At 43.6% G+C, this 12,097-nt stretch carries 6 protein-coding genes; all 6 read right to left on the reverse strand.

What is annotated here, in order from left to right; all coding sequences use genetic code 11:
• Positions 1-13: 13 nt before the first annotated feature.
• Entirely contained in the window at positions 14-1,858 is a 1,845-nt protein-coding gene (gene dnaK, locus DESPCE1_RS0117910) for a molecular chaperone DnaK (RefSeq protein WP_019851229.1), read from the reverse strand.
• Between the two features lie 25 nt (positions 1,859-1,883).
• Positions 1,884-2,525, reverse strand: coding sequence for a nucleotide exchange factor GrpE (gene grpE / locus DESPCE1_RS0117915; protein WP_019851230.1), 642 nt, complete (start codon positions 2,523-2,525; stop codon positions 1,884-1,886).
• A gap of 17 nt (positions 2,526-2,542) precedes the next feature.
• Complete coding sequence (gene hrcA, locus DESPCE1_RS0117920; protein WP_019851231.1) at positions 2,543-3,580, reverse strand: heat-inducible transcriptional repressor HrcA; 1,038 nt, start codon at positions 3,578-3,580, stop codon at positions 2,543-2,545.
• A 244-nt stretch (positions 3,581-3,824) separates the two neighbouring features.
• A complete protein-coding gene (locus DESPCE1_RS0117925; RefSeq protein WP_019851232.1) occupies positions 3,825-8,603 on the reverse strand; it encodes a cell wall-binding repeat-containing protein in 4,779 nt (1,592 codons plus the stop codon).
• 392 nt (positions 8,604-8,995) lie between these two features.
• Positions 8,996-10,072 carry a response regulator gene (locus DESPCE1_RS0117930; protein ID WP_014795414.1) on the reverse strand — a complete coding sequence of 359 codons (1,077 nt, stop codon included), beginning with the start codon at positions 10,070-10,072 and terminating at the stop codon, positions 8,996-8,998.
• A gap of 59 nt (positions 10,073-10,131) precedes the next feature.
• A complete protein-coding gene (locus tag DESPCE1_RS0117935; RefSeq protein WP_019851233.1) occupies positions 10,132-12,084 on the reverse strand; it encodes a sensor histidine kinase in 1,953 nt (650 codons plus the stop codon).
• Positions 12,085-12,097: the final 13 nt, after the last annotated feature.

Here is a 12,097-nt window from a genome sequence, read left to right on the forward strand (position 1 = left end):
TTCCTTCTTTCGATTATTTCTGATCCTTATCTACTTCAGTATATTCGGCATCGACTACATTGTCATCTGCTTTTGCACTACCCATTCCGGGGTCTGCTCCCATATCCGGTCCCGGTGCTGCCCCACCGGTTTGTTGATACATTTTCTCTATGATGGGATAGAGCACCTTGGTTACTCCTTCAGTCTTTTCTTTGATCAACTCGATATTTTCCCCGGCAGATGCGGCCTTTAATTCTTCAAGAGCCTTCTTGATCGGCTCTACTTCATTTTCAGGAATCTTACCTTCAAAGTCCTTCAGGGTCTTTTCAGTTTGGTAAACCATAGAGTCCGCTTGGTTCTTAGCATCAATCAATTCTTTGCGCTTTTTATCTTCGTCGGCATGGGCTTCTGCATCTTTTTTCATTTTCTCGATTTCTTCTTGACTTAAACCTGTAGAAGCGGTAATGGTAACCTTTTGCTCATTACCTGTAGCCATATCTTTAGCAGAAACATGGACGATACCATTGGCATCAATATCAAATTTTACTTCGATTTGAGGGATGCCGCGGGGAGCAGGTGGGATTCCGGAAAGTTGGAACCGGCCTAAGGTTTTATTATATGCCGCCATTTCACGCTCTCCTTGGAGGACGTGGATATCCACAGAGGTCTGGCTATCTGCCGCAGTAGAGAAGACTTGGCTCTTTGTGGTCGGAACTGTGGTGTTGCGATCAATAATCCGGGTAAATACTCCGCCCAAGGTTTCAATTCCCAGGGACAATGGAGTGACGTCCACGAGAATAATATCCTTCACTTCACCGGCCAGAACTCCACCTTGAATCGCCGCACCTAAGGATACCACTTCATCCGGGTTAACACCCTTATGGGGATCCTTGCCGCTTAGCTTTTTAATGGCTTCCTGTACAGCGGGAATCCGGGTGGATCCGCCTACGAGAATGACTTGATTCACATCACTCCAGGACAGCTTAGCATCGGCTAAAGCTTGACGAGTAGGTCCAAGGGTCGCTTCTACCAAATCCGCAGTCAATTCCTCGAACTTAGCCCGTGAAACATTCATATCTAAGTGGGCGGGTCCTTCGGCCGTCATGGTGATAAAGGGCAGATTCACATTGGTGGTGCTCACTCCGGAAAGCTCCACTTTGGCTTTCTCTGCAGCTTCTTTTAAGCGTTGGAGGGCAACACGGTCTTTAGTCAGATCCACACCTTGATCTTTTTTAAATTCTGCTGCCATATAGTCAATCAGACGTTGGTCAAAATCGTCCCCACCGAGCTTGTTGTTCCCGCTGGTGGCTTTAACCTCAACCATTCCCTGAGAAAGCTCAAGAAGGGACACGTCGAAGGTTCCTCCCCCTAAGTCAAAGACCAGAACGGTCTGATCCTCTTGCTTGTCTAAACCATAGGCTAAAGCTGCAGCCGTAGGCTCGTTGATAATCCGCTTAACCTCCAGGCCGGCGATGGTTCCGGCATCTTTGGTAGCTTGCCGTTGGGCGTCGGTGAAATAAGCGGGGACGGTAATAACGGCCTCGGTGACCGTCTGTCCCAGATAAGCTTCAGCATCTGCTTTCAATTTTTGTAGAATCATTGCAGAAATCTCTTGGGGAGAGTAGTTTTTATCATCAATTTTCACTTTGTAATCCGTTCCCATATGTCTCTTAATAGAGAGCACAGTTTTATCCGGATTAGAAACAGCTTGACGCTTAGCCACTTGACCTGCTAAACGTTCTCCTGTCTTGGAAAATCCAACCACAGATGGAGTGGTCCGATTCCCTTCCGCGTTGGTAATAACAACGGCTTCGCCGCCTTCCATAACTGCCACACAAGAGTTGGTGGTTCCTAAGTCAATTCCAATCACTTTACCCATGTTCAATACTTCCTCCTTATCGCACCTAGCGGGACACTTTAACCATACTAGGACGTATTACTTTTTCTTTAAGATAATAACCTTTTTGGAGTTCCTCTACAACGGTGTTCTCCGGGTGTTCCTCTGAATCCACTTGGAGTACTGCCTCGTGTATATTAGGGTCAAAGGGCTGCCCCACCGCCTCAATAGGCGCCAGTCCTTCTTTGGCGAGAATGCTTTGCATCTGCTTGAAAATCATCTCCACTCCTTGGGAAAAGGACTTTATATCTTGAGTGGTCTTAGATGCCTCTATCGCTCGTTCAAAGTTGTCCAATACAGGCAGCAGCCCTTCCATGACACGTTCCGATGCATATTTGGCAAAATCCTCTTTCTCTTTTTGTGTCCGCTTGCGATAGTTGTCGAACTCGGCTTGTAACCGCTGAAGATGAGCATAGTATTCATCCGCTTGGTTCTTGGTCTGGTCAAGCTCCGCCTGAAGGGTGAGCACTTTTTCTTCTAAAGAAACATCCTGCTCCTGGGAAGATTCATTACCCCTTTCATCTTCCTGGACAGCTTCTTCAAGGATTTCTTCAACGGTATCCGTTAAATTTTCCTTAGACTCTTGGGCATTCTTATTTTCCCATTCGGTATGACCCGATGGAGGGGTTTTCCCGCCCCAATTCACCATTATTGAAACCACCTCTCCTAGTTCCTTTGTCGTATAGTAAGAAGCTCAGTGAGCGTTCTTGTCATATAATCCACCATGGCTATAGCCTTCCCATAATCCATACGGGTAGGTCCAATCAAACCGATGGTACCCAAAGGCTCTCCGTCAATCCAATAGGTCCCTGTAATAATACTACAGTCCCGAAGTTCCTTTAGTTTATTTTCTCCACCAATGGTAACTGCCAGACCCTCTTTCTGGGGATGGAGCACTTTTATGATCTGATCTCCCTCTTCAAAAATCTGGAAAAGGTTTTTGATCTTTTCCACATCCCGGAATTCAGGTTGGTTCAACATGTTCAGAGTTCCACCCAGATAGACCTTATTGGATTCTTCAGGGCCATTGCTCAGAATAGCGGAAAGAAGCTCCAAAGCATTGTCGATCAGGAAGCGTTGACGAGTCAGTTCGCTATATATCTCGTGAAGCATATCCCTTTTCACTTCTTCCATAGAATGCCCACGCATCTTATGGTTAAATACGTTGGCAATTCTCTGAAGTTCCTCGGCCGTTACATTTTCTCCAATATCGACAATTTGATTCTCCACCACACCATTTTCCTTGACCACTACCATGATGGCTTTGCTGGGTTCATAAGGAAGGAAGTGTATCTGATTAAAAGCACTCTTCCCCTTGTCCGGCCCTATCACGATACTGGTCAAGTGAGTGAGCTCGGAAAGCAGTTTGCTGGAATGAGCAATGACAGTCTGAATCTCCGCAATCCTCTTCGTGGTCTCCTTTTCGATAACATCCTTTACATCATCAGTAACATTGGATTTCTCCATGAGGCAATCCACATAATACCGATAACCCGCATCCGAAGGAATGCGGCCTGCTGAAGTATGAGGCTGTTCGATAAGACCCAGCTCTTCCATATCGGACATTTCGTTACGAATGGTGGCCGGCGAGATGCCTAAATCAAATTTCCGGGCGATGGTCCTTGAACCAACCGGCTCAGCAGTATTTACATAATCCTGAACGATAGCCCGCAGGATCTTCTTTTTTCGCTCGTCCATCTGCATCAACATAACCACCTTTCCACCTTCGTTTTTTCTTTGTTAGCACTCGACCTCAATGAGTGCTAACGATTTATGATATTATAGTACCGCTCTCATTCTTGATTGTCAAGTATCAGGCAAGCTAAAAAAGGCCGTCCAAATTGCACTAAAAAAGAAAGCATCATAAATAGTAATTCCTATTTATGATGCCCATCTCACATGACTATTTATTTGCTGGGAATCAATACGAATCGTTTTTTCTAAGGCACTACTCTACCAAACTCTTGAGTTGCTCCTCTATAGCAGGACTGACAGCCCCCTGTCCACCAAAAATTACAATATCAGAAGGTTTTCTTACCTTTAGATAATTTTTGAGATCGGTACTTAGGGTCTCCCCTACCAAGATTAGAGGATCTTTCAATTTGGCTGAATAAACACTTCCGGCCAAAGCATCCGGGAAATCCCGACCAGTTGCTATGCTTACTCCCCGTCCGCTTGGGTCGAAGTATTGGGCAACGGCCAGGGTACTTGCATAACGATCCTGTCCGCCAATCCGAACGATGTTCTCTTGTCCCAGCCCGGTAAGCTGTGCCACTTCATCTCTGACTCCATCGCTGACCGCCCCTTGCAGGCCAATGATATACACCTTACTGGGGTTCCGCTGGAGTAATTCTTCCCTGATCTCATCCGGTATAGAATTGGGGTTAACGATAAGAAGAGGGAATTGTTGTGCCGCAGCAATACTGCTTACGGACAGGGAATCCGGGAAGCTTTGCCCTGAAGCAATGACCACCGGTCTGCCTTGGGTAACGTCCAGATGCTCGGAGATCCTGGCAGCCGTTCCATAGCGATCCGCCCCGCCCAAGCGTATGATATTGCTGAAGCCATTGTCTTTTACACTGTCTTCCACATATTGGCTTACCGCCCTGGTTCCTCCCAGGATATACACCGTTCCCTGGGGCTCCAGATAGCCTTTTAGGTATTCTATAAGCTTTTGACAATCGGTTTCACTGTGTCCAACCAGCAGGACAGGCGCTTCTTTTTTATAGGCCAGCACACTTCCGGTTAAGGCGTCAGGAAACTCATCCGATCTGGCTACAACCACACTTTTCACTTTACCGTAATAGCTGCCCCGGGCAATGGCTAAAGCAGTATCAACCCGGTTCGCTCCGGCAAGTCTTTGCAGCCCTTGAGAGGCTACCATTTGGTATTCATAAACATTTTTGGTACCCTTTTCACTGATCCTGATCACAAATAACCCTTTTCCGGAAATATTGAGAAGGCCATTGGTGTCAAAATCGGCAATTGAAGAGTTGCTGCTGCTGATTGCGTAAGCACTTTCATTTAGATGACCTACACTAATCAACCGGGGCGTACGGTTTTCTTTTTGAGCATTGGCTTTTTCCCGCTCATTGTATTGGTTTATCGCCGCAATCAAAATCTCCTTTTTGGTCAATCGATCAGCAGGAACAACCAGCGCCGGATTTTGAGGATTGACAAGGTTGGAAGTATTCTCTGCAGGAGGAGTGATTGGAGGAGTAACAGGGCCTATCGGAGCAGAACCGCCACCACCGCCATCGTCTCTATCCCTGTCCCGCGATTCCATCTGTAGATCATAAAGGACAATGTCGGTTCCCACATGGATTATACCATCTTTGATCCAGCTGTCCCCAATGGTTTCCTGGCGCTTATCCCGACGGCTATCGTAGGTGTAATAGCCGGATTTTTTAGCAATGATGTAATAATCCCCGTCAGGGATGACCATCCAGGCATAGTATCCAGTGCTTGATGTAGGCTGGGGATTGGCATTATTATTGGTTGCAGCCGGGTCAGCCGGCAAAGCGACCAATGTCCCCGGGGTACGACCGTTATCCTTATTCAGTTTAGTATCCGCCCAGTAGAGTTCCATAGTTACCCCGCTGATGGGCAGTCCCGTATCACGATCCGTGACCGTGCCATAGGGGTCGATAAGGATTGTGCTGATCACGATCTCACCATCAGCGGTTACAGTGGCTACGGCCTTTCCTATGGTGAGCTTTTGGCCGGTACCGCCAACATTATGTTTCAAATTGATAGTGTAGGTTCCAGGTGGGAGGTTATCAGCCTTGAAAATTCCCTCGCTCGTTAGCGCACTGGAACCGGGTGGAAGGGAAACCGGGTTTTGATTGCTGTCGACAAGCTCTATTTCATAGCTATTTCCACTTAATCTATGAGCACTGCCATCGGGGGCTTTCATCAACGCTACCCCGGTAATGGTTTTGGAAGAATCAAAGCTCTCTTTCGCTGCCCCTGTAATCTCACCGACAATACAGGTGTGAGTAAAGGTTACTTCCCCCAATGGTACACCATCTACAATCACAGGTTTTGCAATGTTCACATTATAAGGCATATTTCCCTTGGGTACGGCAATTTTGTATTTTCCGTCAGACCCGGTAATCATTTTAGCGTAGAAGTCGACGATGCCATCTCCATCAAAATCCTCTGCTACCTCTACGATAGCCCCTGCTACAGGCTTTCCTGTTGCATTATCCATAACAATGCCTTGGATGCTGCTGGGCTCAAAGGTTACTATAATTTCACTGGCAGCATGAAGATTCTTTATATCATCGTCGACCTCTGCCCGAACAATAACAGTTTTGCTTTCAATTCCGGACAAATTCGCTGACTTATAAACTACAGAGCATTTTCCTTCATGATCCGTAGTTGCCTCAGAACCACCTGGGAAACTTCCAATGGCGGAATTCCCATCAAGGGCGCTGAAGTCTACTTTAATACCTGGAATCGGATTATTATCCTTATCGGTAATCAGAGCATGGAGGGTGGTAGTCTGCTTCCCGTCTCCAACAATACTGCTGGGATTGGCAACCAGGGTGATAATAAAATCCACCAATTCAACATCTTTAGTTAAGGTTAAGTTGCCGGAAACATCTACTCCGACAGTACCATTGGAACTATTGGGCATAACATCAATATCTGTAGTCTTCGTACTGTATTGGGGATTTTCCACGACGATCTTATATTTGCCCAATTTTACCTTGTTAAAAGAATACTTTCCGTCTTTGTCAGTCTTTGCTCTGTCGATTTCATTGCCGCTGAGGTCCTTAAGGATAACAGTGGCCTCTGCTATTTTTTCATCTGTCTTCTGATCAGTCACAGTCCCATCCAGATTTATGGATGAGGGCAGGATCACTGGGCCTTGCCCGTTGCTGGCCGTTGGTGAGCCCTTTAGAACTCCGGTTTGGGCAACCGGGGTGACTTCAAAGAAAATGTATTGGCCCTGATCCTCAATGCCTAAGGTGTAGGTCTGAGAGGTTGCCCCATCAATGGGAACTTTGCCAGTTCCATCCTGATTTTGGCCCCGGTACCACTTGAAGGTAGTTCCCCCTTTCCCCTTCTCCTCCAGGTCACCGTTCGCATCAGAGTAAGTATAATTACCGGTCAGGGTTTGACCGACTTCAAGCTTGCCGGTAATGCTTACAGATGTTGCAGTCGGAGCTGTGTTGGGATTTTCCTGGGTTGTCGCATCGGCGGTATTGGAAATCCCGCCATTTCCCCCTCCGCCTATCAAAAGTCTAAAATAGTATTTTGTATTATCCTTCAAGCCATTGACCGTTGTCTGAGCTGATTCCGGATCGAGGGGCATACTAGCTGTACTCTCTTCCGGGAAGTTACTGTCAGTTGAATATTGAAGAATTACTACTTCAGCATTCTCCGGTGCTGTATAATTCAACTCAACGGAGCCATAGGGGTCCTCGCTAGAAAGTTTGGCCGTCAAATCAAGTAAAGGCCAAGTATAGGGAGTTTTATCAGCATCGGATATGGACACATCAGTAATCGTAAAGTAAGAAAGCATGTGGCATTGATGTCCAATATGACTAGCAATAAAGCCAAACCCATTACCAGCATTATTTACCTGATTTAACGTTTGTTCCAATACAACCGAGGGCTGACCTTCTACCTGATCAGTTAACTTAACATTATCAGAAGTTATTTCAAGTTCCAGTGAGTGTTGATCACCAGAAGCAGGGGTCACTGCGGCCCCAACAATCTCTTTGATCTCACTGAAGGAAGTTAATTCTCCACCACTGGTACCTGTCTTATTGTAGAAACTATTTATGTCTACACCATTTATCTGGAATAATCTGATTTTTCTTTTGCTTATATCTTCGCTATCATCACTTTTCACTGCACCTGTAAAGAGAATCGCATACCCATATAGCTTTCCCGCCTCTATTTTGCTATTAAGCAAAATGCCTGCGCCTTCCATGCTGTGATAGTTAACCTTGGATAGATCCATATCAAATGTAATTGTTTTCTTTGACGTGGATACACTGGGTAACAAAACAAAGTCCTTATATGCATTTGTAGCGTAACCATAAAACGTAACCCTGGTTCCACTTCCCTTTATTATAATATGTTGATTATAATAAAGCCCCAGAGGACTATCGTCGCTAACACCGTTCTCATCTTTAGGATAAGCGGGCGGTGAGGCATTATCTTTCTTGAATGGCGTTCTTGGTAACTTAACATCTTCACCCCAGTTCCCCGTGTGACCATAAATCTGCCAGGGTATCGGCTCACTTACATAATCCACTTCTACCCTGTCACTCTCTATTCCGCCGGAGGTAACCGAAACGTAGACCGTTCCCTTCCCTTTACCAAGCTGAGGAATCTCTATTGTTACTGAAGTTTCACCTGAAGCTACTGTGCCCTGTCCAAGGATGTCGCCCCCTGTTGCCTGATCATATACTTTTACAATATCTCCGGGCAGTAAATCTGTGACTATTACTCTATCGCTAATACCTTCTATGTAGTTGATTGCTGATGGGGTAGTCACAGTAATACCTGAAGGAGTAGTCGACTGGATTTGAAAGAATGGTTCTTCGAGACTATTGTTGTCATCCAGTATATCGTTCATGATAACCCCATCAGATTCTGCGGCAACTGAGACAGCTCCAAATGGACTATACACCAGTAGGCAAGCGGTTAATAACCAAGTTATTAAAAACTTGAATCTGCTTTTCAGGTCATTCCTCCTGAATTTCATTTTAGATCTATTGTTCACTAATAGTAAAGCCTCCTTTCGCTCCATATGAGCTCACCATACTAATGGTCAGTCTAAATTCCCAGCAGCCATTTCCTAATGTAGCCAAAAAAGCAAATCATCTGAGGAATACATTTTAACTTATTCAGAATTTAAGCATCTCATTTCTCTCACCACCTATTTCGTTTAATAAGACAGACCTATTAATACGGGTATTCTATATAATAAAGAGAGCTACCTTACAAAAAACTTACATCCCCATATAAAAAAAAACCGCCGCAAGGCTTGCTAAAACAGCCATGCATCGGTTCTCATACTTAAATACCATCTTTATAATTCTTATCTTTTATCTTCTATCACAAAATAATTTTTCTAAAATCATAGTTAAAATGTTATCAATTTGAATCTAAATCGTGCTTGTAGATCAATTCTTCCATTGTCACTTTTTCTATGATCGCGGAAATCCGTCTGACTATCCGTTTATCCAGTTTAGTATCCAATAAAGATTCAAGCTTCTCCATGAATTCATCGTTAAGGGGAGTATGTCTTAAAACACTTTCTACAACGTCCAAACCTTCACGATAGCGTTTTTCTTGAAAATAATAGTAGAAAAGCTTTAATGCCAGCTTCTGGTAGATCGCCAACATTTCCACTCTCATCTGATAACACCAGAAATAGTCTTTTCCTGCCAGCAAATCCCCTTTATAGATTTTCATAGCTCTTTGCATAGAGCCTTCATCGTCAAAGGATAGGGAATTAAGCAGCTCCTTTACATCCCAATGCAATTCTGTTAGAGAGATAAGTCGATAGGTCTTTTTTACTGCTTGAATCTCAAAGCCTAAATTATTTTCTTTAAAGGATTGCTTCAACCGAAATATTGTTGTATATAGACTTTGTTCAGCTTTATGAGTTTCAGTATTAGGCCATAGCCTATCCATCAGCACCCATTTAGACACGGAACAATCATTAAGCAATAAATAAGCAAATAGCTCTTCTGCCTTCGCGGTCGTCCAGCGTATGGGCATTTGACTCCCGATCTTTACTTCAAAACCACCAAACATCCTTATATCGATTGAATTGCTTTCAGTCTTGTGTTTACTTTTTCCTATCCCCTTTAGTTTGTATACTCTGTTTATAGAACGATCCAGCTTTTCCTCGACAACGGGCTTCAGTATATAGTCCAGGGTATTGACATTAAAGGCATTAAGGGCAAATCGATCATAAGCAGTCACAAAGACAAAAGCCACTTGATCATTTATCTCAGCAATTTGCATTGCCAGTTCAATTCCATTTGTACCAGGCATATCGATATCCAAATATACCACATCAGGTTTCAATTTCTCAACATTCAGCAACACTTCAGAAGGCTTCAGAAACTTCCCGACAATTTCTACATCCTTCCTCTTGCTGAACATTCGCTCCATGAGATCAAGGGCTGGTTTCTCATCATCCACCAAGATCACTCTCAGCATTAAATCTCCCCTTAACACTAGAATCCATATCATAATTACCGGCTAATCCTAATCAGGCCTTACTCACTCTCGTCAATTTCAAAATAAACCTTTGTGCCCATACCTTCGGTACTCTCAATCTTTAAGATACTGCCCAAGGAATGTTTCAACCGTTTTTGAACACTATACAGACCGACCCCTCCTAAAGACTCTTTACCTGTGTCTCCTTTTCCATGATTAAGGATTTGCATTCTCCGCTGATTGTGAATCCCTATACCATCATCGGATACCTGGATCATAATGTGACTTGATTTCTTACTGATTTTGATTTGGACGGTTCCCCCTGCTTCTTTTTTGATTATGCCATGTCTTATAGCGTTCTCCACCAAAGGCTGTATGGAAAGAGCCGGAACCTGACATTGCAGCAGCTTAGGGTCGATATCGAAGAGGACTTCCACTTTGTCTCCAAAACGTGCCTTTTGGATATCCACATATCCATAAACCATCATCATTTCTTGCTCAATGCTTATAAGGCCATTGGAATGCTCAAAATCAAAAGATCCCCGAAGATAATTGCTAAAGCTTCTTAAAAGCTCTCCCGCCTTATGGCTATCCGAATAACAATACGAGATGATGGTGTTTAAGGCATTATAAAGAAAATGGGGCTTAATCTGGGAACGCAGGAAAGCATACTCTTTTTCGATATTTTCTTTCTCTTGCAGTGCTAATTTTAAAGATATCTCCCTATTCTTCACATAGAGATCGGATAGTTGGACAGCTAAATAGACCATTAACTTGAGTGCAAGAATCAAACTAAGCATAAACCCGAAAAACATATCCTCTATTAATCCGAAGCTGAAAAATGCCAGATTCACCACGTATAAACTGAGTACCCCTAAGGCACAAGCCAAGAAGCCAAATTTAGTCCTTTCCTGTTCATTCTCCTTTACTATGTTATAGATATAGACCGCTCTTATGAATATTCCAATATAAATAATAAGCTCGATTATGCCGACGAGGATACAAAGATAAGCGTATATGCTTAAAGGAAGAAGAAGTAGGGCCACGGCGAATAGAGCATACAGTCCTAAAATTATATGATAAACTTTTTTCGGAATAAAATTTTTATCCAGCTGTTTAAGAAACACAGCCAAACTCATAATGGTTATAATCAGCGAAAGCTGAAGGAGTTTATAGGCGGCATCAAAGGGGATGTGGGGAAATAAAAATAAAAGAGTTCTTTCCCCATACATGGAATTGGTCAATGCGTGAAAAAAACAAAATACAGCCATACTCATAAACATTTTATTTTTTTTATGCCTGAAAAGAAAGAAGTAGGATAGAAAACAGATCCATCCGATTGTAAAAATGATCCCTACTATAATCAATTCTACCATGGACCTACGGTTGCTTAGCTCTAAAATATCCTGAGTTTCCCCTAAGAGAAGGGGGGCAACAATCCCTCCATACATATAGTCATAATTAGACACTTGTACGAGAATTTCAATATCCGGGGAGTGCAGATCAAAGAACCCCACGCGAGGAATATTACTAAAGAGATACTCGTTTTCTAAGAGGGCAGGCCGGCCATCTTGTATTATTTTTTCTCCATTGACGAATACGGTGCTTGACGTTCTGATATTCGATTTTTTGATAGCGAGGACTTCCTCACTTGGTACATTTTTCACTAATAGACGATAGGTTCCTGATCCCATTGCGGCTAATTGGGTTTGATCCAGATTTCCTATCCAATCGGACAAAACATTCAAATACCCGGTCATGGCAGGATAGTTGGAATGTTTAAAATCATCGGGAGAAAGCAACTGCCCCCAATAAAATTCCCATTCCCCATTGAGTTCAATGATTCCATCATCCGAAAAATCCCAAGCCGAAAGATCAAGAATTCCCTTCTCGGCCATAGGAGAAGACCTTTTCAGAAATTCTTGATTTAAAGCTCCAAATAAAATTGGAAAAACAACAATAGGAATAAAAAGGAAAATAATGAATAGCTTGCTATTATCTGAGATCTTCATTGGTTTTCTCCCC

It is taken from the genome of Desulfitobacterium sp. PCE1, assembly GCF_000384015.1.
Lineage (GTDB): Bacteria > Bacillota > Desulfitobacteriia > Desulfitobacteriales > Desulfitobacteriaceae > Desulfitobacterium > Desulfitobacterium dehalogenans.